Origin of the sequence: Pseudomonas sp. JV414 (assembly GCF_032424305.1) — a bacterium.
GTDB classification, from domain to species: Bacteria; Pseudomonadota; Gammaproteobacteria; order Pseudomonadales; family Pseudomonadaceae; genus Aquipseudomonas; species Aquipseudomonas lini.
Genome location: NZ_VYKC01000021.1, coordinates 208,456 through 234,656, shown reverse-complemented (window position 1 = coordinate 234,656; position 26,201 = coordinate 208,456). Strand labels below are relative to the sequence as shown.

The following is a 26,201-nucleotide window of genomic DNA, read 5'->3' as shown; positions in this document are numbered from 1 at the left end:
AGGACGACCTCGGCGCCTATCGAAAAACTGCGGGACGGCCCGCATCCCAGGTCGAGGCTGATGCGTTATCGCCTCCGGGGGTTATGCCATGTTCGAAAAAGTCCTTATTGCCAACCGCGGCGCCATTGCCTGTCGCATCTTGCGTACCTTGGGTGAATTGCAGGTCAAGGGCGTTGCCGTTTACTCCGAAGCCGATGCCGCCAGCCTGCACATCCTGCAAGCCTTTGAGTCCCACAGCCTCGGCGAAGGCGCTGCCGCAGGCACTTATCTGGCCGTGGATAAAATCCTCGCCATCGCAAAAGCCACCGGCACCACCGCGATCCATCCCGGCTACGGCTTTCTTTCGGAAAACGCTGCATTCGCCCAAGCCTGCGAAACGGCCGACATCGCCTTCATCGGCCCCACACCGGAGCAACTGCGGGTGTTCGGCCTCAAGCACACCGCCCGTGCGCTGGCCAGGCAACACGGCGTGCCAATGCTCGAAGGCACCGAGCTGCTCGATAACCTCGACGCAGCGTTGATCGCAGGCGAACAGGTCGGCTACCCGGTGATGCTCAAAAGCACCGCCGGCGGTGGCGGCATCGGTATGCGCGTGTGTCGCAGCGCCGGCGAATTGAGCGAATCCTTCGAAGCCGTCAAACGCCTTGGGCAGAACAATTTCAGCGACGCCGGCGTGTTCATCGAGAAGTACATCCAGCGCGCCCGGCATCTGGAAGTGCAGGTGTTCGGTGATGGCCAGGGCGAGGTGCTTGCCCTCGGCGTGCGCGACTGTTCGGTGCAGCGACGCAACCAGAAAGTCCTCGAAGAAACCCCGGCGCCGAACCTGCCCGTGGGCATGGCCGAGGAACTCTGTGCAGCGGCAATCAAACTGGCCAAAGCGGTGAATTACCGCAGCGCGGGCACTGTGGAATTCGTCTTCGACAGCGATGCCCAGCGTTTCTATTTTCTTGAAGTGAATACCCGTTTGCAGGTGGAACACGGCGTCACCGAACAAGTGTGGGGCGTCGATCTGGTGCGCTGGATGGTGGAATTGGCGGCCGGTGATTTGCCGCCGCTGCGCGAGTTGAGCCAGGGATTGAAAGCCAACGGTCATGCGATTCAGGCACGACTCTATGCCGAAAATCCGGGTCGGGATTTCCAGCCGAGTCCCGGTCTGCTCACTGCCGTCAATTTCCCGGTTACCGATGGCAAACACCTGCGCATCGACACTTGGGTCGAGGCCGGTTGCGAGATCCCGCCGTACTTCGATCCGATGATCGCCAAGGTCATCAGCTGGGCACCGACTCGCGAAGCAGCGCGCGTCGATCTGCATCAGGCTCTGGGTGACAGCCTGCTGTACGGGGTGGAAACCAACCGCGATTACTTGCGGCAGATTCTGCTCGATACGCCCTTTGCCAGCGGCCAGCCGTGGACCCGTTGCCTGGAAGCCCTGATCTATCAAGCCAACACCTTTGAAGTGCTCAGCGCCGGCACGCAGACCAGCGTTCAGGACTATCCGGGACGCCTCGGTTACTGGGCGGTGGGCGTGCCGCCGTCGGGACCGATGGACAGCCGGGCGCTGCGTCTGGGCAATCGCTTGCTGGGTAACGATGAAGGTGCAGCAGCGCTGGAAATCACCATGAGCGGGCCGCTGCTGCGTTTCAATTGTGAGGCGGTTGTGGCCGTTACGGGTGCAGTGATTCCGTTGATGCTGAACGGTGAAGCGGTGCCGATGAATACCGCGCTGTTGATTCCCGTCGGTGCCACTTTGAATCTCGGCACCATTGGCGGTGCAGGTGCGCGCAGCTATCTGTGCCTGCGCGGCGGCGTGCAAGTGCCGGATTATCTGGGTAGCAAAAGTACCTTCACCCTCGGCCAGTTTGGTGGCCACGCTGGTCGTGCATTGCGCGCTGGGGACGTATTGCATGTTCCGGCCTTGAGCGACCACAGCGCCGGGCAAAACCTGGCGATCCAGCACGTTACCGAGTTGCCCGCCGTGCGGCAGATTCGGGTGATCTACGGCCCTCACGGCGCCCCGGAATATTTCACCGAAAACTACATTGGCACCTTCTTCGCTACACAGTGGGAAGTGCACTTCAACTCAAGCCGCACCGGTGTGCGGTTGATCGGGCCGAAGCCTGAATGGGTGCGGGCCGACGGTGGTGAAGCGGGATTGCATCCGTCGAATATTCATGACAATCCGTACGCGATTGGCGCGGTGGACTTCACTGGTGACATGCCAGTAATCCTCGGTCCCGATGGCCCGAGCCTCGGTGGCTTTGTCTGCCCGGTGACGGTGATCGAGGCGGACCTTTGGCAGTTGGGGCAGCTCAAGGCTGGGGACAAGGTTCAGTTCGTCCCGGTCGATCTCAAGACCGCGCGCAATCTCGCCTTGAAATGGGATTCCTGTGGGAGTGGGCTTGCTCACGAAGAAGTTGATGCGGTGCCTGATCTGGCCCCTTCGCGAGCAAGCCCGCTCCCACAGGGGATTGCGTCGCCTGTGGTGTTGGATATTGGTCAGGGGGATACGCGGCTAGTTGCAAGAATGTCGGGCGACACTCATTTGTTGTTGGAAATCGGTGCCCCCGAACTGGACCTGATCCTGCGCTTTCGCGCTCACGCGTTGATGCAGGCATTGGAAAGCAAACACCTGCACGGTGTGATCGACCTGACGCCGGGCATCCGCTCGCTGCAAGTGCACTACCAACCGGAGCAACTGCCGCTGGCCGATCTGCTGGGCATTGTCACCGGTGAATGGGACTCCGTGTGCGCCGCCAAGGACCTGCAAGTGCCCTCGCGCATCGTCCATCTGCCACTGTCCTGGGATGACCCGGCCTGCCAGTTGGCGATCGAGAAATACATGACCACCGTGCGTAAAGACGCGCCCTGGTGCCCGAGCAATCTGGAGTTCATCCGCCGCATCAACGACCTGCCGAACCTCGACGAAGTGCAGCGCACAGTGTTCGACGCCAGCTATCTGGTGATGGGCCTGGGCGACGTCTACCTCGGCGCACCGGTCGCCACCCCGCTCGATCCTCGGCATCGCCTGGTGACCACCAAGTACAACCCGGCCCGCACCTGGACCGCGGAAAACTCGGTAGGCATCGGCGGCGCCTACATGTGCGTGTACGGCATGGAGGGCCCCGGTGGTTATCAGTTCGTCGGTCGCACGCTGCAGATGTGGAATCGCTACCGCGAAGTCGCCGCGTTCGACGGCAAGCCGTGGCTGCTGCGCTTCTTCGACCAGATCCGGTTCTACCCGGTGAGCGCCGATGAACTGCTGCGCATTCGTCGGGATTTCCCGCTTGGGCGCTTTGATCTGAACATCGAACACAGTCAGCTGAATCTGGCGGATTACCAGGCGTTCTTGGCGAAAGAAGCCCAGGGCATCGCGGCATTTCGGGATCAGCAAAAAAGCGCGTTCAACGCCGAGCGCGAACGCTGGATCGCCAGCGGCCAGGCGCATTTCGACAGCGAAGAGCTGGCCCCGGAAGTGACCGAAGAGGCACCGTTAGCCGACGGTCAGCAGAGCATCGACAGCCACATCGCCGGCAATCTCTGGCAGGTTCAGGTGCAGGCTGGCAGCCGGGTTGCGGCGGGGGATGTGTTGGTGATTCTGGAGTCGATGAAGATGGAAATCCCGCTGCTCGCACCCATGGCGGGCGTGGTGCGCGAGATTCGCGTGCAACCGGGTTCGGCGGTGCGCGCCGGGCAACGTGTGGTGGTGCTGGAACTCGACTCAAGCCATTAAAAAAGGATTAACGCCATGAACATCAACCTGCAACTCGATGCCCTGCGCAACGCTTACCGTGACGGCAGCACTACGCCTCGGCAACTGCTGCTGAGCCTGCGTGAAAAAGCCGCGGCACTGAACCCCGACTATCACCTGTTCATCCATTTGCTCAGCGCCCTGGAACTGGAACCGTACCTCGCCGCACTCGACGATCGTGACCCAGGCAGCCTGCCGCTGTACGGCGTGCCGTTCGCGATCAAGGACAACATCGACCTGGCGGGCATTCCCACCACGGCGGCGTGTCCGGCGTTTGCTTATGTGCCGGAACGCTCGGCAACCATCGTCGAGCGACTGCTGGCGCTGGGTGCGATTCCGTTGGGCAAGACCAATCTCGACCAGTTCGCCACTGGCCTCAATGGCAGCCGCTCGCCGTATGGTGCTTGCCCGAACAGCGTGTTGCCGGAGTATCCGTCGGGAGGTTCCAGCGCCGGGTCTTCACTGGCGGTGGCGCTGGGCGTGGCGAGTTTTTCCCTGGGCACGGACACGGCAGGCTCCGGTCGCGTGCCGGCGGCATTGAACAATCTGGTCGGTTTGAAAGCCAGCAAAGGGCTGTTCTCCACTGCCGGTGTGGTTCCTGCCTGTCGCACGCTCGATTGCGTCACGACCTTCACGTCCACGGCCCGGGAAGCCAGTCAGTTGCTCGCGCTCACCGCTCATCTCGATCCACGGGACGAATACAGCCGCAGTAATCCGCTGTGGAATGACGGCTCGGCCTTCGGCACACCACGCCCATTCCGTTTCGGCGTGCCCCGTGCGCAGGATCTGGCGTTCTTCGGCTGCCCTGAAGGCCCGTTGCTGTTCGGCGACGCCATCGACCAGCTCAAAGCCATGGGCGGGGAAGCGGTCGAACTGGATTTGTCGCCGTTTCTCGAAGCGGCGCGGTTGCTCTACGAAGGGCCGTGGGTGGCGGAGCGTTACAGCGTGGCCGGCGAGTTGATGGAGCAACATCCTCAAGCCGTGCTGCCGGTGATTCGCGCCGTATTGGCCAAGGCCCCAGCGGTGACCGGCGTGCAAACCTTCCGCGCCCAATACCGTCTGCAGGCCTTGAAAGCGCTGTGCGACAAAGCCCTGGAAGGCCTTGATTGCGTGGTCACGCCAACCATCGGCCGCCCGGTGACACAGGCGGAGCTTGCGGCCGAACCGGTGCTGCGCAACTCGGAACTGGGCTACTACACCAACTTCATGAACCTGCTCGATTACGCCGCCGTCGCCGTGCCCAGCGGATTCATGGGCAATGGTTTGCCATGGGGCGTGACGTTGTTCGGCCGGGCGTTTACCGATCAGTATCTGTTGAGCGTGGCGGATGCCCTGCAACGCCAGCAAGGGTTGGCCGCGCCTGCGCCGACGAACATTGCGCGCAATGATCGCGCACGGCTGGTGGTCTGCGGCGCGCACCTGGATGGGCTGGCGCTGAACTGGCAACTCAAGCAGCGTGGAGCCCGTTTGCTCGAAGCCACTCACAGCTCCCCCGACTATCAGCTGTATGCCCTGGCCGGTGGCCCCCCCTATCGCCCAGGCATGGTCCGAGTGAAAGAAGGTGGCGCGGCGATTGCGGTGGAAGTGTGGGAGTTGCCAAGCAGTGAGTTGGGTTCGTTCCTGACCGCCATTCCGGCGCCGCTGGGGTTGGGCAAGGTGCAATTGGCGGATGGGCGCTGGGAGAGCGGGTTTATCTGTGAGCCCTATGGGCTGGAGGGGGCGGTGGATATCAGTCAGTTGGGCGGGTGGCGAGCGTATCTGCAAGATCGGCGTTGATTTCCGGGATCACCGGCTTGCGCAGGAGTGCTTGCCGGCCGATCATGCGCGGTCTCGGGCCAAGCAAACCGGCCGTAATCGAATGCCCCTCATGAAAAAACCTGACCTCTGCCCGGCTTGCGGCGCCTCCAACGACTGCAGCCTGGCTGACCCGCGAACCGTCGATCGTGCCTGCTGGTGCTACGGCGTCAGCATCGATCCGGCGGTGCTCCAGGCGTTGCCCGCCGAGCTGCGCGACAAGTCCTGCCTGTGCCCGGCCTGCGCCCAGGTCGAGGTGCAGTTGCAAGCAGCCGCTGAGCCGATCACGTAAGATGCGCCCCCCCTTTTCCCACCGATCCCTAGCCCATGCGCGTTGACCGTTTCCTCAGCAACCTGCCCCGCTTCAACCGTAAGCAGGTACGCCTGTTGCTGGTGGAAAAACGCGTCAGGGTCGACGGAGAAGTCGTCAGCGACCCTCACGCCGAGGTACTCGAGTTCAGCCGCGTAGAGGTCGACGACGAAGTTCTGCAAGTCGGCAAACCAGCCCGCTACTTCATGCTGTACAAACCACCCGGCTGCGTCAGTGCCACCCGCGACCCGCAACACCCGACGGTGCTCGACCTGATCGATGAACCGGACAAGGATGATTTGCACATCGCCGGTCGCCTGGACTTCAACACCACCGGCCTGATGCTCATCACTAACGATGGCAGCTGGTCGCGACGCCTGACCCAACCTCAGACCAAACTGCCCAAGGTCTACTACGTCGAGACCGAGCAGGACATCACTGCCGAATACGCGATCACCTTCGCCAAAGGGCTGTACTTCGCCTTCGAAGACCTCACCACACAACCTGCTGAACTGGTCGTACTCGGGCCAAAGTCTGCGCGCTTGAGCATCGTCGAGGGCCGCTATCATCAGGTTAAACGGATGTTCGGCCACTTCGACAACAAGGTGGTGCGCCTGCACCGTGAACGCATGGGTCCGCTGGTGCTCGACGACACGTTGAAGCCCGGCGAATACCGGCCGCTGAGCAGCGATGAGATCCGAATGATCTAAGCAGGCGACCGCTCAGCAGAAGCCGGTGAAAATTTTTCGAAAGATACTTGCGCGATGACGTGACCCCTGCTTGAATCAGGACGTCGGCGCGAAACGTGACCGACGAGTCACCAAAACTACTCTAAGAAACTTTTTGCCGGCAGAGAACCCTCAGGTTCCGCCTTCCCCCGGCAAACTGCCCGCTTATAACAATACCCGTCGACCGGCCTGCAATGGATCGACATGGGCCTTCAAAATTCCAGGCGTATGCCTACCTGTCACAAAGCTCGTGCAATCTGATTTGCGCGCATACCCGCTTGCCAGGAGTCTTATGTCATGAGGCCAGAAATCGCTGTGCTGGATATACAGGGTCAGTATCGGGTCTACACGGAGTTCTATCGCGCAGACGCCGCAGAGAAGACCATCATTCTGGTCAACGGCTCGATGTCCACGACTGCGTCGTTTGCACAGACCGTGAAAAACCTTTACCCAGAGTTCAATGTGGTGTGCTACGACCAGCCCTATGCGGGCAAGTCAAAAGCCCACAACCTGCATGAGAAAATGCTCACCAAGGAAATCGAAGGGCAGATTCTTCTGGAGCTGATCGACCACTTCGCCGCCGAGCACGTGCTGTCGTTTTCCTTTGGAGGCGCCGCCACGCTCGTCGCCCTCGCCCAGCGGCCACGGCGCATCGAAAAGGCCGTGATCAGCTCGTTCTCGCCGGTGGTCAACGCGCACATGCTCGACTACCTTGAGCGCGGTGTCGATTATCTCGGCAGCCGGGACGGTAACCGGGTCGGTGACTTGGTGAACAGCACCATCGGCAAACACCTGCCTTCGCTGTTCAAGCGCTTCAACTATCGTCATGTCAGTTCGTTGGCCGAACATGAATACGGGCAGATGCATTTTCACATCAGCGACGTGCTTAACAGCGACCGTCAGTGCTACCTGAACGCGGCGAAGAAAATCAACGTGCCGGTGCTGTTCATGAACGGCGAATGGGACGAGTACACCGCCGCTGCCGATGCCAAGCTGTTCGCCGGCCACGTGCAGCACAGCACCTTCAGCACCCTTCAGGCCACCGGCCACTTTCTCGACATGGAGCACAAAGCCGCCTGCCGAGACAGCCGCAACGCACTGCTGGGCTTCCTGAAACCGGCGCAACACGAAAGCCGACCGCGCTACCAGTACGTCCAGGACCACCATGCATTGGCAATCTGAAACAGAGTCATCGCGAGCAAGCCCCGCCCTGCAGCGTTAAACGCATTCCTGTAGGAGCGAGGCTTGCCCGCGAATGACCGCTACGCGGTCGATGCTTTCGTTTCACCCGTGCTAAAGCCATCACGCGCAAAGAAAAACTTCATTTTCACGCGCACATCTGGTACAAAGTCAGCCGCTCTGAGCGGGTGTCGTATAATGGCATTACTCCAGCTTCCCAAGCTGATAACGAGGGTTCGATTCCCTTCACCCGCTCCAATCGAATTTTTATCTCACGTCAGTTTTTGGCGGGGGATGCAGGAATAAAAAAACCGGCCTCGATGGCCGGTTTTTTTGTGTCTGGGGTTTAGGGGGCTTGCGCCAAACCCTGCCACCTCTCAGATCTTGACGTTGCCCGCCCCGCATACTAGCGAATGCTATACTTCCTACGAATTGCATGAAGCGTACAACGTTCCCCACGGGTACAGATACCGACTGCAAATCTCAGTTAGCGGCTGCAGGACAGAGGAGGTCTACAGCCAACACGAGATGGGAGGTGAGGCATGAATCGGCACTATTACATCAGTGACAATCTCGACGATCTCGAGGCCGTTGAAAATGAACTGGAAGCCAACGGCATCAACACCGAACAAATTCATGTGCTCAGTGAACAAGTGGCTGATGTTGAAGAACATCACCTCCACGAGGTTAACTCGTTAATGAAACAGGATGTTGTTCACTCTGGCGAGATTGGTGCTGTGGTCGGTCTGCCACTCGCGGCGCTGGTCCTTGGCGGCGCCTATTGGCTGGGCTGGACTGAGTCCGCCGCAGGCTGGATGCCTTTTATCTTCCTTGCCATCATTATATTTGGCTTCTGCATCTGGGAAGGCGGCTTTTTTGGTATCCAGGTGCCGAATGCTCACTTCCGCAATTTTAAACAGATGGTAGAAGAGGGAAAACATATCTTCTTCGTGGATGTTGAACCGAATCAGGAACCGATATTGGACCGGGTCATCGAACATCATCCAACACTGACGGTCGCCGGCACGGGAACGGCAGCCCCCCACTGGACAGTGGCCTGGCAGCATAAATGGCATCAGTTCAAGCGAGTGATATCGGGTTAGCCCTGACTCATGGCCACCGGAAGCTGCTTATTGGCCGAAGGAAATGACCCGGCTGAGGAAAACATAGTCTGCCTCGGTGGCCATCAGTCCGACGAGCACCAGTAAACACAAAGGTGGCAACAATATGGCGTAGACCATGGTCAACCGTTCCCAGGCCATGTGCATGAAGATGGAGACAATTAAACCTGCCTTCAACAACATGAAAGTGATAATCAGGGACCACCGAAGGTAGCCATGGAAGTGGAAATAGTCGACAAGGTACGACAGCGTGCTGAGGACGAATAACAGCCCCCAAATCTTAAGGTACAAACTGATTGGATGTTGCTGACCCTGAGCATGTGCCATCACCCGTACTCCTCTACCATAAATAGAAGAAAGCAAAAATAAACACCCACACCAAATCCACGAAGTGCCAGTAGAGCCCGGCTATCTCGACGTTCTGATAGTTTCCGGAGCGCTCATAATCTCCCCGCATTACTTTCAGCGCCACAATGCTGAGGTAGAGGGCGCCGATTGACACATGCAGTCCGTGGAAACCGGTAATCATGAAAAAACTCGCACCAAATTGCGCCGCTCCCATGGGGTTTCCCCAGGGACGCACCCCTTCTGCGATCAGCTTGCTCCATTCAAATGCCTGCATGCCGACGAAGGCCACGCCCAAGGCAGCGGTCGCCAACATCAGGGCAGCGGTTTTCGCGCGATCACGGCGATAGGCGAAATTAACGGCCATGGCCATGGTGCCGCTGCTACTGATCAGCACAAAGGTCATGATGGCGATCAGAATAAGTGGGATTTCCTTACCGGCAATCGTCAATGCGAACACTTCACTGGGGTTCGGCCAGGCAGTGGTGATGGTCATGCGTACCGACATGTAGCCGACTAAAAAACAGGTGAATATAAACGTATCGCTGAGCAGGAATATCCACATCATCGCCTTGCCCCAAGGGACCTGCTTGAAGACCTCTCTATCCGAGGCCCAGTCGCTGGCGATGCCCTGCCATCCCGGAGCAGGCGGTGAGTCTGGTGGATTGGATGAACTGGATTCGCCTGGGGCAAGTGGGTGCGATGCCATGGCTTTTCACCTCAGGCCGCAGAATCTGGCGATGGCTTCATAGGTTTGCGGCGTGCTGGCCAGCAAAGCGAATAGCACGAACCAAAGACCCAGTAAGTAATGCCAATAAATGGTACAGAGCTCTACGCTGACACTGAGTTGCGGCAACGGCACGCGACGCAGGAATTTAGCGACGATTATGCCCCAGGCTATCAGCCCGCCCAGCAGGTGGAGCCCATGCAGGCCGGTCAACAGGTAGAAGAAACTGTTGGCCGGATTGCTGGCGACAAAGTAGCCCCAGGCGACAAACTGCTGCCAGACCCAGAATTGCCCCACCAGAAAGGCAATGGCAAATACGCCCCCCAATGCAAAACCGATGACCGTTGCGTCCAGTCGAGCCTGTCGGGCGGCCATGCGCGACCATTGCAGTGCGATGCAGCTGAATACCAGAAAAGCCGAATTCAGCCATAGCTGCCAGAGATTGGCTAACGGCGCCAAGGGGTCTGTCAGGGGGAGCCAGTCGGCCATTTGTGAACGGGCAATAAAAGCGAACAGGAAGAGAAAGAATAACGAGCTCACCACCACCAGAAACAAGCGCAGGCCCACTCTTGCGATTTGGCCTCTATCGGCACCCTCGGTGGTATCCCCAGGATCGCGACTCCAACTGCCGCCGGGGTCAGCGCCGTCGGCGTTTCTCAATAGCAGCCTTTTCATGTTTTAACGTCCGCTATCTTGGTTCCGGCACTCAGTTGCCGCATCTGCTCCAGCTCCTCGGCGGAGACCGTTTGCGGAACGAAATCCTGCTCTATCCCCGGCACACTGTAGTCATAGGCCCAGCGGTGCACGACCGGCAGCTTCGCTCCCCAGTTTCCGTGTATCGGCGGGGTGTTCGGCGTTTGCCATTCCAGACTGGCCGCACCCCACGGATTACTGCCTGCGGGCTTGCCCTTGAATGCACTCCAGGCCAGATTGAACAGGAACAGCAGTTGGGAAACGCCGACGATCAATGCGATCACCGTAATGAAGGCATTCAACTCTTGCGCCGACTGCGGGATGAACGCGTAGTTTTCATAGGCGTAGTAACGGCGTGGCATGCCCTGGAAACCCAGGTAGTGCATGGGGAAGAAGATGGCGTAGGTGCCCAGAAAGGTAATCCAGAAATGCAGCTTGCCCAGGGTGTCGTTCAACAGGCGCCCGGTGACTTTCGGGTACCAATGATAAATGCCGCCGAACACCACCAATACCGGTGCGACTCCCATGACCATATGAAAATGGGCGACGACGAAATAGGTGTCCGAGAGCGGAATATCGACGATCACATTGCCCAGAAACAATCCGGTCAAACCACCGACCAGGAAGGTGACGATAAAGGCCAGGGCAAACAGCATCGGCACGGTCAGATGGATGTCGCCCCGCCACAGGGTCAGCACCCAGTTGTAGACTTTCAGTGCGGTCGGCACTGCGATGATCAAGGTGGTGACGGCGAAGAAAAAGCCAAAGTACGGGTTCATTCCGCTGACATACATATGGTGTGCCCAGACCACAAAGCTGAGTACGCCAATCGCAATAATGGCCCACACCATCATTCGGTAGCCGAAGATATTTTTACGCGCATGCGTGCTGATCAAGTCGGAGACCAGACCAAACGCAGGCAGAGCCACGATGTAGACCTCCGGGTGGCCGAAGAACCAGAACAGGTGCTGGAATAATATTGGGCTGCCACCCTGGTGATCGATTTGCTGCCCCAGCGAGATCATCGCCGGCATAAAGAAGCTGGTGCCCAACAGCTTGTCAAACAGCATCATGACCGCACTGACGAACAACGCCGGGAAGGCCAGCAAGGCCATGATCGAGGCCATGAAGATGCCCCATACGGAGAGCGGCATGCGAAACAATGTCATGCCGTGCGTGCGCGCCTGCAACACCGTGGTGACGTAGTTCAACCCGCCCATGGTGGCTGCAACAATAAAAATCGCCAGTGAGACGAGCATCAGGACGATGCCCCACTCGACCCCCGGTGTTCCCTGAGAAATGGACTGTGGCGGATAGAGCGTCCAGCCCGAACCGGTGGGGCCGCCGGGGACAAAGAAACTGGAGAGCAACACCACTACCGCTAGCAGGTAGAACCAGTAACTCAGCATGTTGACATAGGGGAAGACCATGTCGCGGGCGCCCACCATCAGCGGGATCAGATAGTTACCGAAGCCACCCAGAAACAACGCCGTCAGCAAGTAAATGACCATGATCATGCCGTGCATGGTCATCGCCTGATAGTAAGCACTGGCGTCCATGAACTCCAAAGTGCCAGGGAAGCCAAGCTGTATGCGCATCAAGCCAGACAACACCACGGCGATAACGCCCACGAATATAGCCGTCAAGGAATATTGAATGGCTATGACCTTGTGGTCCTGACTCCAGATATATTTGGTCAGGAAGCTTTTAGGTTCGTGTAGTGCTTCTGTTTCGGCTTGCTCCGCATAGGCCATCACGTCATCCTCCGGTTCGAAGTTTCGGTGCATTCCTGGCTGCTTTACTACTTCCCTGGCTCCGCCTTGCTCGCATCAGCGTCGGCATTCGCTTTGGATTTGATAAAGGCGATCAGTGCGCTCAACTCCTGATCACTCGGGGTAAAGGCCGGCATGACGGCTGCGTAGCCTTTGACGATTTTGGCGCCGGGATTAAGAATCGAATCCTTTATATAGCCCTCGTCGGCCTTGATACTCGTACCTTCGGCAAGGGTTACGGTCTCGCCATACAGGCCCTGCCAGCTGGGGCCGACACCCTTGCTGCCATCGACGCTGTGGCAGACCAGACAGCCGAGCGACTCGGCCAACCGCTGCCCCTGCGTCGCCAAGTCGTCACCTCTGTCCAGTTTTTCGCTGGCAGAAGATTCTTGCTGCGCGACACCCAGTGATTTGATCAGGGCGACGACAGCACCCAGTTCATCTTCAGTGAGAGTATAGGCCACCATGACTGGCGGGTAGCCCTGTACCAGTCGGGCCTTCGGATCGAGGATCGACTCTTTCAGGTAGGCCTCATCGACCAGCGCACTGGTGCCATCGGCAAACTGTTCAGTGCGGCCGTACAGCCCCTTCCATCCCGGGCCGAGACGGGTACTGCCATCCTGGCTATGGCAGGCACCGCAGCCGTACTGTTCGACCAACAAGCGACCTTTTTCCAGCACGCTGTCCTGACTGGGTTTGGCAGCTGTCGTTAATGTCTGCGCAAAAGTCGGTTGGCTGTTCAGCCATTGATCGAAGGCGCCCTGCTCTTCCACAAACATATGGCCGCGCATGTTGTAATGACCTACACCACAATATTCAGCACAAAGGATTTCATATTTCCCGGTTTTAGTCGGCGTAAACCAAAAATACGACACCATCCCCGGCACCATGTCCATCTTGCTGCGAATTTGCGGGATATAGAAATTGTGCAGTACATCTTTAGAACGCAGTAAAACTTTCACTGGCTGATCGAGCGGAAGGCGAACTTCATTGTTTTTTATAAGTACATCGTCCTGCCCAAGAGGATCTTTGGGATCAAGGCCGAGAGGATTGGTGAAATTAACAAACTTGATATCCGACTTGCCCAGCTTCCCGTCCCGACCGGCAAAACGAAAGGCCCACTGCCACTGCTGGGCGACTACTTCAAGTTCATAAGCATTTTTCGGCACCCGGATGAAGTCATTGTAAACCACCAGGCCTGGCGCCAACATCGCGGCAATCCCTATCGAGGTCACGATAATCAACCATGTTTCCAGTTTTTTACTTTCTGGCTGATAGTGCGCCCTGGCCCCCTCCTTGTGACGATAACGCATGACGGCTATCGCCATAAATACCGTGATAGCGATAAAAAATATTCCGCTAATGATCAGGGTGATGAACAGGGTAGTGTCTATTGACCCCCAGTTGGAGGCTGGCGGTGCCGCATGCCAAGGCGCTAGTATATGGAACAACACTGATGCAATAACGATTAGTATCAAGATAATTGCTATTGCCATTTTCTGTTCATCCTATTCCTGTTGTTCACTGGTTATGCAACAGCATCGCCACTGACGTCCAAGCAGGGCAGACAAGTACCATCCATTCCGGCGGTAAAGTCAGCAAGAAGTATAGTGCATGGACAGATCCAGCGCGTTTTGTGAAAAAACCTGGCGTCCGGATATTCCAATTCGAACATTAAGTTAATCGCTTAAAGCTATTCGCTACATATAACTATGGATATCAGCATTACGTCTCTCGGGACTGAATGGGCGTAGCGAATTGACGCGGGTTATCAAGGCCGGGTTGCCAGCTATACTCAATTCTGATGACGGGATGGCAGAACTGGCCAGAAGCGGATGGCTTGAGAAGAGACAAGAGCTACAGAGTCCAGCAGTCCACGACGGAGGTTTCGTCATGAGTAACCTGACGATCGAAGGCTGGTGCAAACCCAGCGGCGCCCCAAAGTCCACCCCGATGGGTGAGATCAGCTTTGATGTCGATGGCCCCCTCCATCTGCGTCTGGAGCAAGCCGAAGAACGCCTACAGAAGACCCATGAGCCTGAAGCCATGATTGATGTCGACATGAGCTCAATGGATTTGATCCTGCCAGAGGGTTACGACCCCTTGTCCGACTGCCAAATGCGCGTCTACTTGCAGCACGGGCGCGGTCAGTTCCATTTGGTCGGGCATCGGGCGAGCGATGGAAGCTTGATCTATACCAACGCGGTTTTGATTGATCAGCTGATTTAGAAGCTAAAGCATGATTCTCGGCATTGGCTTTTCTTCAGGTTCGATCCCTTTGCCCGCTCCACTCAATTCAGTCTCGCGTCATGATGGTTTGACGGGGATGCAGAAACCAAAAAACCGGTCCGAAGCGGCCTAATGCCGGTAAGTTAAGACGCAGAACCTGTGGGAGCGTGGCTTGCCCGCGAAGAACGATGACGCGTAGTACCTGAAAAACCGCGGTGCATTCTTCGCGGGCAAGCCACGCTCCCACAGGATTTTCGTCGCTCAAATTTCTAAGGGACAAACATGTCCCTTTGTACATCAGCGCGTCGCCACCATGAACAAACGCGGAAACGGCAACAGCACCGAACCATCGCTCAGCGCCGGATAGGCCTGCTCGATCGCCGTCAGATACTGCTTGAGATACTGCACCCGCTCCGCTTCATTCAGCGGCTCAAGGAAAGGCCGTAAACCGCTGCCCTTGAACCACTCGACCACACCCGATGCGCCGTCCGCGAGTGGATGGTGGTAAGTGGTGCGCCATACATCGACCCGGGTGCAATGGGCACGCAGCATCGAGTAGTAACCACCCGCATCCTTCATTTCCGTTCGCAGCCCAGCGACCCCCGCCAGTTTGTCAGCCCAAGAGCCGTTCGCCGCGACTTCGCGCATCAACCTGTGCGACGGTTCGTTGAGGTTGTCGGGCATCTGAATCGCCAGGCTACCGCCAGGCGCAAGCCTGGTCACCAATGACGGCAGCAACCGGGCGTGATCGGGCAGCCACTGCAATACCGCGTTGGCGAAAATCACGTCGAACGGGCCGCTGTCGTTCCAGCTATCGATGTCAGCAGTGTCGAAACGCAAGTGAGGCAAGCGCTTGCGAGCGGCCTCGATCATATCGGGTGAACTGTCCACCCCTCGCACCGTGGCATTGGGAAAGCGCTGCACCAGCAACTCGGTGGAATTACCCGGACCGCAACCGATGTCGATTGCCGATTGGACGTCCATTGCGGGGATGGCGGCCAGCAAGTCACGCGCCGGGCGCGTTCGCTCATCTTCAAAAGCTACGTATTGTTTGGCGGACCAACTCATATCGCTCTCCTGTCGGTGGTTGTAGCCAGAGGCAGACAACCGGTTCGCTACGATACATTGACCGCGTCAGTTAACCCACGCCCCCACCCGCCAATGCCAGCCATCGTTACGTTGCTCCCAGTGCGGATGCACATAACGATACCCCGGCCGTTCCGGGACCCAATGGCCATGAACCGCGACATAACGCCCACCTTCCCAACGCCAGTACCCCCTGGACCAGAGATAACCCGGTCGCCCCGCAGGCTCTACCTCAACAACGCGTTCCGGTGGCGGCTGCGGTGCGATGATTTCAACATATTCACGCTGCACCGGACGCCGGTCATGAACAACCCGTTCCTGCACACAACCCGCAGCGGCCACCGCCACCGCCAGCAACACCATGTAACGTAACAACATGCCGCCTCCTCAGGCTTGAAAGCCAAATCGAGTGAACCAGCAAACAGCCCCCTTTTCCAACCATGCTCCTGCCTGGTTCATTACTCTTTTAACAGGCCTTGTCTGTCTATTGCCTGAACCCGGATCACTTGACGATTGAAAAACACAGGGGATCTGAATGAGCCTTTTCTTATCGCAAAATCATTGAAAGTCATAACCAAAAGGACCGTTCGTCGACCGAAGGGCAAAGCGATTTTGACAGTATAAAAATGGCATCTATAGTCCTATCGCGGCCTGTTGGAAGGAACCCAACCCGTTATCTCAAGGCAAGGAGCAAGGCCAGCTCGTACCCCGTGAATCGAGTGGGTTCCCCAGTAGTGTGTTCGCAACGGCCGCAAGGCAACAAGCGTTGTCGTACCTGGTAGGTAGCCAGGTAATCACTATGTTCAAAGGAGCTTTACTATGTCTCGAGTCACGGATGTACTTGTTTCGATCGACACCGAAACCATTCTGAAAAACTACCCGAACATCAGCAAAAACCCTGCTGCGCCGACGATGATCGACGTCAATCATGTGTACATGGTGACCAATCAGAACAACGTGGTAAGTGGCCAGGCCGGCGGCGAGCTCAACCTGAAAGCCCAGGTAGGCGATCTGATTCGCTGGCGTGAAGCCAGCCTGTCGCTGGGCTTCGAGCAAGCAGTGATTTTCTACAAGTTCGTCGGTAACGCAGGCAACGAGTTGATCTCTACGCCCACGCCACGCAAGGCTACTGCCTCCTTTGCAGTTCCTAACACCAGCAATCCGTCGGTGCCCAGCTGCCAGAAGGTCGATAACCATTACTGGTCTTCGGAAACCCTTGCCTGCGGCAGCGTGACCTATCACTTCCAGTTTCTGATCGTGAATCGCGACTGCCAGATCATCGGCTGCTGCACATGGGATCCGTTCATTACCATCCGTAACTGATGCTGGGCCGGGCCCCTTGGCAACGAGGGGCCTACCGAGCTCGTTGCCGCCTCGGCTGGAACAGGATGTCTCGCTTGAACCGAAGCGGTTACCGTTTTGCGTCAACATCATGAAAGGATCCATGATGACTTCCGAACCGATTACCTCCCCTTCGGCGGACGCCGTGATAGCCAGTAGTGTGCTTCTGATTGTCGATGCCGAATCGTTGCTTTCACGCTATTCGCAACCCAGTCTTGAATCGCAGAACCCGACTGTGATTGAAGATGGCTTCATCTTCCCCGTGACTAGTAGCACGACGACACAAAGTGCTGAAAATGACAGCAAAATAACGCTGACAGCCAGCAACGGAAAGGTCTTCCATGTTCGCGGCAGGACCGTCAGCCTGCTGGCCGAACATACGGTGGTATTTCACGACCTGACGGTGGACGATGCCGGGGTCCTTTCGCCGCCCAAACTGATCGTTCACAGCGACCAGACAGTCCCCACGCCCGACCCCGCCAACCCGACCCAGCCTGGCAGCCACAGCGCCGATGATCATTATTGGGAGTGTTCGCAACTGAGCACGGGCGTAACAGCCTGCGAACTGAACTTCATGCTGATCAACCAGCGCTGTGAAGTGTTGGGGTACTTCAGCTGGAAGACTGAGGTGACGCTGTCGGCGTGAATAGATAGGCACAAAAAAACCAATGCCAGTTCAGGCGCGGAACCTGTGGGAGCGGGCTTGCTCGCGAATGCGGTGTGTCAGGCGACATCAATATTGACTATACCGCCGTCTTCGCGAGCAAGCCCGCTTGTGTCTTGGGGTGCAACGGTAGCAGCGACTCACCGCTATTTACTATCCGCCCCCTTCTCCTGCATCTGCACCGAAGACTTGGTGCCGTCAGTATTGTCTTTAGTCTCGTTATCCGAGTTATCGAAGCAGCCCTGCAATGCAAGCAGGCAGCAGCACAGGTAAAACGTGCGTGCAAGGTTCATGCTGTTCTCCAGTTTCAGGGGCTTGAAGTAGTGACCCATGTCGGTGGAAATGGTTGCGACTTTCTCGGCCCCGAACGATCAGCGCTGACAGAGGGTTCAACGCATCGGTTTTCCGCCCCGCAGGCAATATTCAGCAGAATTTTCGTTATGCCCGTGCTGTCTGAAAATCAGGCTCATCCCTATAAGGAACACGGCAATGAAATTCGCGAAAATTGCACAGAAACTCTCCCTGTGGGCCGGCCTGCCCCGGACATTTCTGGGGGCGATCGCTCTGATTATCCTGTGGGGTTTGAGCGGGCCGATTTTTCATTTCAACGATACCTGGCAACTGATCATCAACACCTCGACCACCATCATCACCTTCCTGATGGTGTTCCTGATCCAGAACACCCAGAACCGCGACACGGACATTTTGCACTTGAAGATCGATGAGTTATTGCGAGTCACGAAAGAAGCGCAGAACGCGATGTTGGGACTCGAATCGCTGGATCTCAAACAGTTGGAAGAATTGAGAAAGAAATATCGCCACCTCGGCGAAGGCGAAACGATTGCCCTGGACGGCACTGTCGTCCCGGAAACAAAGAAACAGGATGAATGAATGTTGATCCATGCCCCGCGGGTGACCGGCGATGTCACCCGCGCCATTGGTGCTAACGACTGGCTTGCAGCTCTCTGGCCATTTGCAGGTGGTTTTGCAGTTTGGGCAACGTTTCTTCGGCGAACGCTTTGATTTGCGGCACGTCCGTGGCCTGTGCTTGTTGTTGAAGCTGGTCGATGGATTCTTGTGTGGTCTTCACCTGGTTGGCGGCGTATGCCTCATCGAAGGACGCGTCGTCCTTCACCTCCGGGATCAGCGTTTTGGCCTTGTCCATCACCTCTTCGCGTGGCGCAACCGGTAAATCGAGTTGCTTGGCAATTTTCGCCAGATGCTGGTTCGCTGTGGTGAGGTCGTTGATCACCACGATGGTGTAATCCTTGACCTGTTTGGACTCGGTTTTCTGGTGCGCCAAGCGACTGGCTTCGATGTCGGCCATGCCTTTGGCCGACGCTTCGTTGATGAATTCGGCAGCTGACTGGGCAAAGGCACTGCTGGCAAACAGCCCCAGTAACGTGACAAAACTGGCATTGCGTAAACGGGTGGCCATCTGGCTCATGTCGCGCCCTCCTTCTTTGAAAATTCAAACGGGAGCTTGCGCCCCCGTCTTTTAATAAAACCACCTTCACTATTACCGGGATTTCTGACCACCTTTGCGGCCCATGCCGCCTTTCGCGGAGTCTTTATCAACGGTCGTCGTGGTGGTTTTCCCACCTTTGCGACCGGCTTCAGACGCCTTCGTTCGATCATGGGCACTACCCGGACTCGGATTTTTTGAAGTAGGCATGGTTTTCATCCTCTTGATGATGAGAGCAGCGAGCGGCGAGCAGCCGCCCGCATAGAATAAGAATTTCCATCGCCAAAAAGGTTTAGAAAAACTGGCAACGCCGCGACGAACGGTGACGGACTTTCAGGCCCCGAGACGCAGGTGATGTTGGCGTTTTGCGGTGTACATCGCCTCATCGGCATGCCTGAACAGCTGGTTTTCTTCAGTGCCATGCTCGGGGTAGCGCGCAACGCCAATGCTCGGCTGAATGTTCAGGTTATGTCCGTCCAGGCGCAGGGGCTGAACCAGTACCTGGCGGATTTTTCCCGCCACATTCTCGGCGTCTTCCGCGGCGTGGATGCTGTGCAACAACACGACAAATTCATCACCGCCGATACGCGCTACGGTGTCGGTTTCGCGCACGCAGCCCTTGAGCCGATTGGCGACCGCTTGCAACAGCATGTCCCCAACTGCATGACCAAGGGTGTCGTTGACTTGCTTGAAGCGGTCGAGATCGACGTAGAGCAACGCCATTCGACCGGAATCTTCCCGGGCCAGCGCCAGTGAGGCCTTGAGGCGTTCGCGCAGCAACTCGCGATTGGGTAGCTGAGTCAGTTGGTCGTACTGGGCCATGCGCTGGAGCCGGGCATGCAATTGCTTGCGCTCGATAGCGGTCGCGACCTGAGCGCAAACATACTGCAGCAGTTCCTTGTCTTGCTCGGTGTAACGCTCGCCGCCCGGTACGCTTTTAACGATCAAGGCGCCAATGGTGCCGTTGTTCTGCGAACTCAATGGCACGCCCAGCCAGCAGGGCGAATCCTGGCCCGCGACAAGCGCCGCAAAACCGGCCGGCGGATCGTCCTGATCCGGGGTCAGCAGAATCGGCAAGCCGCTGCGAATCACTTCGCTGCAAAGACGCCCGGTCACAGTCCCGGGCTCCTCGGGTTGCGGTTCACGGTCGTCGACGTGATAGGGAAAATTAAGCTGCGCGCAGTGTTCGTCATACAGCGCCACAGAGAAATTCAACGCTGGGAGCCATTCGCCGATAATCGAATGGACGCGTTTGAACAGCGCCAGCAGGTCTTCCGCCGCATGGGCCGCCTCGGAGATTGCATACAGCGCCGCTTGCCGGGACTCGGCCTGTTTGCGCTCGGTGATGTCGCGCGCCACGGCAATGCGCAACTGATCGACCTCCGACCAGCGCGCCGACCAGAGAATGTGTACCACCCGGCCGTCCTTGCGCAGGTAGCGATTTTCAAAGTTGAGCTTGGGCTCGCCCCCCATGATCTCCCGCGCGGCGTCGAGGGTGCGCTGTCGGTCGGCGGGGTGTACCAGTTCGATCATCGGCTGGCCGATCAGCTCGTCGGGGGTGTAACCGAAAATGCGCTCGCAGGCCGCGCTGACAAATACGAAGCGGCCTTGTTTGTCCACCGCACAGACGGCGTCCAGCAAGAGGTCGATGTAGCTGGCCAGCGGTGCGGAATTTCTGGTTTCCATGATGCCGAGAGCGTGTCCGGACAATGCAACATTGAACAACCCTCCCTGACCGGTCATACGCCCGAGCGATGACTGTGCAGCTGACGCTTCCTTGCGATCAGCCTCAAGCCTTGTTCGTCACCAGCCCCGGCAGCGCATGCACCAGGGCATTGATGGCAAAACCGATGAACATTACCCCGCACAACCGCGTGATCGCCAGTTCATGGCGCTGATACAGCGTGCGCACCTGACGCGCACCGACGACGCCTATGAGGATAGCGTAGGCCATAAGGCCACCAATGAAGCTGAGGACGATCAACCATGGCAGCATCGACCAATGCAGCAATTCTGCACGGCTGGACAGCAGCGCAGTAAAGGTCGCCACCGCCACCGGGTATGCCTTGGGGTTGGTCAGACCGAACATGATGCCGTGCCAGAACGGCTGCCGCGCCGGCCCCTGAGGCGCCTCGGCACTGCCGCGACGAGCCCGCACCGCGCGCAGACCCAGCCAGAACAAGTAGAGCCCACTGAATACGCCCAGCACATCGAACGCGGTGCTGCCGATTTCCCGCGCACCGACAATCGCGATCAGCGCCGTGCTGCACCAGATCACGTCGCCCAGCAAATGCCCGCACAGAAACCCCGCTCCGGCCCGCCGCCCGCGCGCCGCGCCGATGCCGAACACCGCCAGTACACCCGGCCCCGGCGTGATGCCATAAATGAAGCCCGAGGCGAGAACCGCCATTAGCAGTGATGGAGTCATGGGAATTCCTGTTGAAACGCCGGATGAATGGACGCAAGTCTATCCCAGGACCTCGAGCATCGACTTAACGATCGTCGAAGAACTTCATCCCCGCATACGGCCGTTGCCGACACGCCGCCAGCCGCGACGCCAGATCCCCGACATGCGCCTCTAGCTTGTGCCCGTCCGGATCGAGAAAATAAAACGACGCGCCTTCGCTGCGGTTGTCCCGCCATTCCCGCACGCTAGCGGATCGCAGGCGTTCGACGAACAACGGGAAGTCCGTAGCGCCGATACTGAAGGCGTAATGGGTGTAGTCAGCGGCGGGAGCGGATTCGCGCAACGGATCGAGAGAAAGGCACAGCCATAGACCGGGTAATGAGAGATAGGCGCCGGTGTCCCACGTGGCTTCAAGCTGGAGTTGCAGCAGATCGCGATAGAACGCCACGCTGCGGTTCAGGTCGGTGACGGCGAGGGTCAGGTGATTGAGGCCGGTTAGCATGGGTTTAGTAACCTTGGGGCTGGGTCCGACCGGAGCGTACAACTTAAACGTCCTTGAGCGTATAGCCGCAGGGGGTTTGTTGCTGTGAGTCAGTCTTCGCGAGCAAGCCCGCTCCCACAGGGATTGGCGTCGGACACAGATCCTGTGCCTGACACGGTCAATGTGGGAGCGGGCTTGCCCGCGATGGCGTCCGGTCCAGCACCGCAAATTTCAGAACTTATCGAGCGTGCGCAGCTTCTGCGGCAACCCCCACAGCAACAACGCAGCAGCAATCAGCGCGGCGACGCCGATGACGTACAGGGCCGGGGTGGTGCTGCCGGTCAGGTCCTTGATCCGCCCGACCATGACCGGGCTGACGATCCCGCCGAATTGGCCAAGGGTGTTGATCACCGCGATCCCGCCCGCAGCACCTGCGCCGGCACCGGCCAGTAGTTTTGGCGGGAGGGTCCAGAAGCTCGGGATGGAGGCGATGATCCCGGCACCGAGCAAGCCCAGGGCGACAATCAGGAAGGTCGTGTGGTTAGCGAAGATTCCTGCGCTGAAGAACCCCACCGCGCCTACCGCCACCAGACCTGCAACAAACTTGCGCCGCTCGCCGGTGGCATCGGACAACCGCCCGATCACCACCATGCTGATGGCGCCACAGACATAGGGAATGGCGGTCAGCAAGCCGATCATCACCGGACTCTCGGTGCCGGCACTGCGGATCAGTTGCGGTGCCCAGAAATTCAAGCCGTAGGACGCTACCTGAATCAGAAAGTAAATCAGCCCCAGCATCAGGAAACCCGGAATCCGCAACGCGGCCAGCAAAGAACCGCCGCTCTTGTGCGGTTCGTGGTGAGCGATACGGCTGGCGAGCAGTTTCTTTTCCGACGACGTCAGCCAATGGGCGTCTTCGATGCGGTCCTTGAGCAAGGTCAGCACCAACAAACCGAGGCCGATGCAAGGCACGCCACCGAGCAGAAACAGCCAATGCCAGCCCCGCATATCAAGGACGCCATCCAGGTGTTGCAGCACCAGCCCGGAGAACGGTGCGCCAACCAGCCCGGCAAACGCCGACGCGAGAAACAGCATCGACGTGATGCGCCCGCGATAGTGCTGCGGGAACCACAGCGTCAGGTAATACAGCACGCCCGGCGCGAAACCCGCTTCCATCGCACCAATCACGAAGCGCAAGGCGTAGAACTGCCATTCGCTGTTGACGAAGACCATGGCCGCCGTGGCGACACCCCAGGACATCATGATCCGGGCGATCCAGCGCCGGGCACCGACCTTGTAGAGCATCATGTTGCTCGGCACTTCGAAGATCACGTAACCGACCACAAACAGCCCGGCGCCGAGGCCATAAGCGGTATCGCTCAGGCTCAGGTCGGCCTGCAACTGGAACTTGGCGAAGCTGATGTTGATGCGGTCGAAAAACGCGAACAGGTAGCAAACCATGATCAGTGGCATCAGTCGCCAGGCGACTTTGCGGACCAGGGCTTTTTCGGCGTCGTGGCTAACGGACGGGCTCGCGCCCGCCTCCAGTACATTGAGGCTCATAGTGTTTCTCCAGATGGACTTCACGAGGGAGTCCCGATTGTTTTTGTTGTCTGGTTGAGGTGGTCTTGTGGACGCTTTTTTGTGGGAGCGAGGCTTTTGTGGCGAGGGGGCTTGCCCCCGTTGGACTGCGCAGCAGTCCCATTTTTGGGGCCGCTCCGCGACCCAACGGGGGCAAGCCCCCTCGCCACAAAAGCCCGCTCCCACAGGGTTCGTGGTGGGTTCAGGAGGGTGTCGGGTGCAGGTCGCAATTGCGTCCTGCTTTGGCTAACTGCCCAGGCACTTCATGGCCCAGCAACGCGGGTAACCCTCGGGATAACTTCAGCAACAACGGCAGATCGATGCCGGTGTGAATACCGATTTCATCGCACAGGTTGACCAGGTCTTCAGTGCAGATATTGCCCGAAGCCCCCGGCGCAAACGGGCAACCGCCAAGGCCGCCGAGGGCCGCATCGAAGCGACGGGCTCCGGCCTCGTAAGCGGCCAGGACGTTGCACAGACCGAGGCCGCGAGTGTTGTGAAAATGCAGGGTCAGATCCGCTGGCGAAACCCGCTGCAAGACTCTGCGCACCAGCCGATCGACCTGACGCGGATTGGCCATGCCGGTGGTGTCAGCCAGGGTAATGCCCTGGATCCCGAGCTCCTGATAGGCGTCGACGATCTGCAGCACTCGGTCCTCATCGATCCTGCCTTCGAACGGGCAACCGAAGGTCGTGGCAATGCTGCTGTTGAGCCGCACCTGGGTGCCGCGAACGAATTCGACGATCTCGCCAAACGCCGCCAATGACGCCTCGCAGCGCATCCGCATATTCGCCAGGTTGTGGGTCTGGCTGGCGGACATCACCAGGTTCAGCTCATCGGCCCCCGAGGCCAGCGCTCGTTGTGCGCCTTTGAGGTTGGGGATCAATGCGACATAGATCACGCCTGGCCGTCGGGCGATGCCCTTGAACACTTGCTCGCCATCGCGCAGCGCTGGAATGGCCTTGGGCGAAACGAACGAGCCTGCTTCGATGCGGCTAAACCCCGCCAGCGACAACTGATCGATCAGCGCAATCTTGTCGACGGTTTCGACCCAGGTCGGCTCGATCTGCAAGCCATCACGAGGAGAGACTTCCTGAACGATCAGAGTCTCGGAGTAATCAGTGATCATTGCACCACCCCTTCAGCTTTCAGCCGTTCGATATCCTGGTCAGTCAGGCCCAGCCCCGCGAGGATGCCATCGGTGTGCTGACCCAGACTCGGTCCCGACCAGTTCACGCCACCGGGGGTCTCGGACATTTTCGGTACGATGCCCGGCATCTTCACCGTGGCGCCGCCAGGCAGTTCGGCGCTGAGCAGCATGTCCCGCGCCTGGTAATGTGGATCGGCAACGATATCGGCTACCGAGTAGATGCGACCGGCCGGGACTTCGGCGGCTTCCAGGGCCGACAGCACTTCATCGATGGGCAGGCTGCTGGTCCAGTGAGTGATGGCGGCGTCGAGCACATTACTTTTGGCGGCGCGGCCATCGTTATGCGCAAACTCCGGCGCTTCGGCCAGATCGACCCGACCGATCACCGCCATCAGGCGCTTATAGATCGGGTCACTGTTGCCGGCGATCACCACGTAGGCGCCGTCGGCAGTCAGGTAAGTATTGGATGGCGCGATGCCCGGCAACGCCCCGCCGCTGCGCTCACGAACATGGCCCAGCATGTCGTATTCCGGCACCAGGCTTTCCATCACGTTGAACACGCTTTCGGCCAAAGACACATCGACCACCTGCCCGCCGCCCTGCCCGGTCTTGACTCGCAGCAGCGACATCAGTGCACCGATGACCGCGTGCAGCGAAGCCAGGGAGTCGCCGAGACTCACACCCACTCGGGCCGGCGGTGAACCGGGGGTGCCGGTGGTATAGCGAATCCCGCCCATGGCCTCGCCGATCGCACCGAAACCCGGACGATCACGGTACGGGCCGGTCTGGCCATAACCGGAAATGCGCACCAGCGTCAGGTTGGGATTGAGGGCATGCAACACGTCCCAGCCCAGGCCTAGTTTTTCCAGGGCACCGGGGCGCAGGTTTTCGATCAGCACATCGGCGTCGGTCGCCAGTTGCTTGACCAATTCGATGCCTTCGGCGGATTTCAGATTCAGCGCCAGGGACTTCTTGTTTCGCGATTGCAGGTACCACCACAGCGAAGTGCCTTCGTGCAGCTTGCGCCATTTGCGCAGGGGATCGCCCTGGCCCATGGCTTCGATCTTGATCACTTCGGCGCCGAACTCGGCGAGCATGCGCGCCGCGAATGGCGCGGCGATCAGTGTGCCGATCTCGATCACTTTGATTGCACTCAAGGGGGCAGTCATCGCGGGGTACCTCTTGTTCTTGGAATATGAGCCAAGGCTAGAGGACCGAGGGGCAAGGAATCCAACCTTCAGTTGGCAACGACCGTTCGCGAAATGCGAATGCTCGATGGACGGTTTGCCGCGACCTCAAGTCAGTCTTCGCGAGCAAGCCCGCTCCCACATTTGATTTGTGGAGAGTTGAATATCGCATCCGACACAAATCCCTTGTGGG

At 58.4% G+C, this 26,201-nt stretch carries 26 protein-coding genes and 1 tRNA gene; 11 read left to right on the top strand and 16 right to left on the bottom strand.

The genetic code is table 11. The features are described 5' to 3' along the window. Positions 1-88 precede the first annotated feature (88 nt). The 7 genes from uca to F6R97_RS23070 all read left to right on the top strand — a co-directional run bounded on the left by uca (position 89) and on the right by F6R97_RS23070 (position 8,862). Entirely contained in the window at positions 89-3,730 is a 3,642-nt protein-coding gene (gene uca / locus F6R97_RS23100) for an urea carboxylase (RefSeq protein WP_315867145.1), read from the top strand. A gap of 15 nt (positions 3,731-3,745) precedes the next feature. Next, positions 3,746-5,524 carry an allophanate hydrolase gene (gene atzF / locus F6R97_RS23095; protein WP_315867144.1) on the top strand — a complete coding sequence of 593 codons (1,779 nt, stop codon included), beginning with the start codon at positions 3,746-3,748 and terminating at the stop codon, positions 5,522-5,524. A 91-nt stretch (positions 5,525-5,615) separates the two neighbouring features. Further along, positions 5,616-5,834: a cysteine-rich CWC family protein gene (locus tag F6R97_RS23090; RefSeq protein WP_048394027.1), complete on the top strand. Its 219-nt coding sequence runs from the start codon at positions 5,616-5,618 to the stop codon at positions 5,832-5,834. Between the two features lie 35 nt (positions 5,835-5,869). Next, the gene (locus F6R97_RS23085) at positions 5,870-6,562 is read left to right on the top strand and encodes a pseudouridine synthase (protein WP_048394026.1); all 693 of its coding nucleotides are present in this window, start codon (positions 5,870-5,872) and stop codon (positions 6,560-6,562) included. Between the two features lie 315 nt (positions 6,563-6,877). Further along, positions 6,878-7,762 carry an alpha/beta fold hydrolase gene (locus F6R97_RS23080; protein WP_038979310.1) on the top strand — a complete coding sequence of 295 codons (885 nt, stop codon included), beginning with the start codon at positions 6,878-6,880 and terminating at the stop codon, positions 7,760-7,762. A 181-nt stretch (positions 7,763-7,943) separates the two neighbouring features. After that, positions 7,944-8,017: transfer RNA gene (locus F6R97_RS23075), tRNA-Gly, on the top strand. Between the two features lie 284 nt (positions 8,018-8,301). Further along, the gene (locus tag F6R97_RS23070; RefSeq protein ID WP_038979309.1) at positions 8,302-8,862 is read left to right on the top strand and encodes a hypothetical protein; all 561 of its coding nucleotides are present in this window, start codon (positions 8,302-8,304) and stop codon (positions 8,860-8,862) included. Positions 8,863-8,889: 27 nt separating this feature from the next. Here F6R97_RS23070 and F6R97_RS23065 read toward each other — a convergent pair whose 3' ends face one another. The 5 genes from F6R97_RS23065 to F6R97_RS23045 are packed head-to-tail and all read right to left on the bottom strand — an operon-like array spanning position 8,890 to position 13,913. Further along, complete coding sequence (locus tag F6R97_RS23065) at positions 8,890-9,207, bottom strand: cytochrome C oxidase subunit IV family protein (protein ID WP_030132679.1); 318 nt, start codon at positions 9,205-9,207, stop codon at positions 8,890-8,892. A 13-nt stretch (positions 9,208-9,220) separates the two neighbouring features. Further along, positions 9,221-9,934: a heme-copper oxidase subunit III family protein gene (locus F6R97_RS23060; RefSeq protein WP_038979308.1), complete on the bottom strand. Its 714-nt coding sequence runs from the start codon at positions 9,932-9,934 to the stop codon at positions 9,221-9,223. Between the two features lie 6 nt (positions 9,935-9,940). After that, a complete protein-coding gene (locus F6R97_RS23055; RefSeq protein WP_038979307.1) occupies positions 9,941-10,627 on the bottom strand; it encodes a cytochrome c oxidase subunit 3 in 687 nt (228 codons plus the stop codon). Continuing rightward, the gene (gene ctaD, locus F6R97_RS23050; protein ID WP_038980222.1) at positions 10,624-12,399 is read right to left on the bottom strand and encodes a cytochrome c oxidase subunit I; all 1,776 of its coding nucleotides are present in this window, start codon (positions 12,397-12,399) and stop codon (positions 10,624-10,626) included. The genes F6R97_RS23055 and ctaD overlap by 4 nt, the downstream gene beginning before the upstream one ends. A gap of 47 nt (positions 12,400-12,446) precedes the next feature. Then, complete coding sequence (locus F6R97_RS23045; RefSeq protein ID WP_315867143.1) at positions 12,447-13,913, bottom strand: cytochrome c oxidase subunit II; 1,467 nt, start codon at positions 13,911-13,913, stop codon at positions 12,447-12,449. A gap of 397 nt (positions 13,914-14,310) precedes the next feature. On the opposite strand from F6R97_RS23045, the gene F6R97_RS23040 reads away from it, so the two are divergent. Continuing rightward, positions 14,311-14,646 carry a hypothetical protein gene (locus F6R97_RS23040; protein WP_038979305.1) on the top strand — a complete coding sequence of 112 codons (336 nt, stop codon included), beginning with the start codon at positions 14,311-14,313 and terminating at the stop codon, positions 14,644-14,646. 297 nt (positions 14,647-14,943) lie between these two features. Here F6R97_RS23040 and tam read toward each other — a convergent pair whose 3' ends face one another. Together tam and F6R97_RS23030 are read right to left on the bottom strand one after the other, a co-directional pair. Next, a complete protein-coding gene (tam, locus tag F6R97_RS23035; protein ID WP_315867142.1) occupies positions 14,944-15,714 on the bottom strand; it encodes a trans-aconitate 2-methyltransferase in 771 nt (256 codons plus the stop codon). A gap of 66 nt (positions 15,715-15,780) precedes the next feature. Then, a complete protein-coding gene (locus tag F6R97_RS23030; RefSeq protein ID WP_315867141.1) occupies positions 15,781-16,110 on the bottom strand; it encodes a hypothetical protein in 330 nt (109 codons plus the stop codon). Positions 16,111-16,551: 441 nt separating this feature from the next. On the opposite strand from F6R97_RS23030, the gene F6R97_RS23025 reads away from it, so the two are divergent. Further along, positions 16,552-17,055 carry an inclusion body family protein gene (locus F6R97_RS23025; protein ID WP_007903283.1) on the top strand — a complete coding sequence of 168 codons (504 nt, stop codon included), beginning with the start codon at positions 16,552-16,554 and terminating at the stop codon, positions 17,053-17,055. 124 nt (positions 17,056-17,179) lie between these two features. After that, entirely contained in the window at positions 17,180-17,719 is a 540-nt protein-coding gene (locus tag F6R97_RS23020) for an AidA/PixA family protein (protein WP_048394014.1), read from the top strand. A gap of 164 nt (positions 17,720-17,883) precedes the next feature. On the opposite strand, the gene F6R97_RS23015 is transcribed toward F6R97_RS23020, so the two are convergent. After that, positions 17,884-18,030 (bottom strand): hypothetical protein, encoded by a 147-nt coding sequence (locus F6R97_RS23015; RefSeq protein WP_008074520.1) that lies wholly within the window; start codon positions 18,028-18,030, stop codon positions 17,884-17,886. Positions 18,031-18,226: 196 nt separating this feature from the next. Between F6R97_RS23015 and F6R97_RS23010 the strand changes: the two genes are divergently transcribed. Beyond that, positions 18,227-18,628: a low affinity iron permease family protein gene (locus F6R97_RS23010; RefSeq protein WP_038979300.1), complete on the top strand. Its 402-nt coding sequence runs from the start codon at positions 18,227-18,229 to the stop codon at positions 18,626-18,628. Positions 18,629-18,680: 52 nt separating this feature from the next. On the opposite strand, the gene F6R97_RS23005 is transcribed toward F6R97_RS23010, so the two are convergent. The 8 genes from F6R97_RS23005 to F6R97_RS22970 all read right to left on the bottom strand — a co-directional run bounded on the left by F6R97_RS23005 (position 18,681) and on the right by F6R97_RS22970 (position 25,990). Continuing rightward, positions 18,681-19,184 (bottom strand): DUF4142 domain-containing protein, encoded by a 504-nt coding sequence (locus tag F6R97_RS23005; protein WP_048394012.1) that lies wholly within the window; start codon positions 19,182-19,184, stop codon positions 18,681-18,683. 72 nt (positions 19,185-19,256) lie between these two features. Next, a complete protein-coding gene (locus tag F6R97_RS23000) occupies positions 19,257-19,412 on the bottom strand; it encodes a KGG domain-containing protein (RefSeq protein ID WP_008014777.1) in 156 nt (51 codons plus the stop codon). A 123-nt stretch (positions 19,413-19,535) separates the two neighbouring features. Then, positions 19,536-20,888: a diguanylate cyclase domain-containing protein gene (locus tag F6R97_RS22995; protein WP_038980221.1), complete on the bottom strand. Its 1,353-nt coding sequence runs from the start codon at positions 20,886-20,888 to the stop codon at positions 19,536-19,538. Between the two features lie 103 nt (positions 20,889-20,991). After that, the gene (locus tag F6R97_RS22990) at positions 20,992-21,630 is read right to left on the bottom strand and encodes a LysE family translocator (RefSeq protein ID WP_038979298.1); all 639 of its coding nucleotides are present in this window, start codon (positions 21,628-21,630) and stop codon (positions 20,992-20,994) included. Positions 21,631-21,694: 64 nt separating this feature from the next. Next, positions 21,695-22,111, bottom strand: coding sequence for a fosfomycin resistance glutathione transferase (gene fos, locus F6R97_RS22985; protein ID WP_048394008.1), 417 nt, complete (start codon positions 22,109-22,111; stop codon positions 21,695-21,697). 210 nt (positions 22,112-22,321) lie between these two features. Next, positions 22,322-23,653, bottom strand: coding sequence for an MFS transporter (locus F6R97_RS22980; RefSeq protein ID WP_038979296.1), 1,332 nt, complete (start codon positions 23,651-23,653; stop codon positions 22,322-22,324). 220 nt (positions 23,654-23,873) lie between these two features. Beyond that, entirely contained in the window at positions 23,874-24,800 is a 927-nt protein-coding gene (locus F6R97_RS22975) for a hydroxymethylglutaryl-CoA lyase (protein WP_048394007.1), read from the bottom strand. Then, complete coding sequence (locus F6R97_RS22970; protein WP_038979294.1) at positions 24,797-25,990, bottom strand: CaiB/BaiF CoA transferase family protein; 1,194 nt, start codon at positions 25,988-25,990, stop codon at positions 24,797-24,799. Before F6R97_RS22970 ends, F6R97_RS22975 begins: the two co-directional genes overlap by 4 nt. Positions 25,991-26,201: the final 211 nt, after the last annotated feature.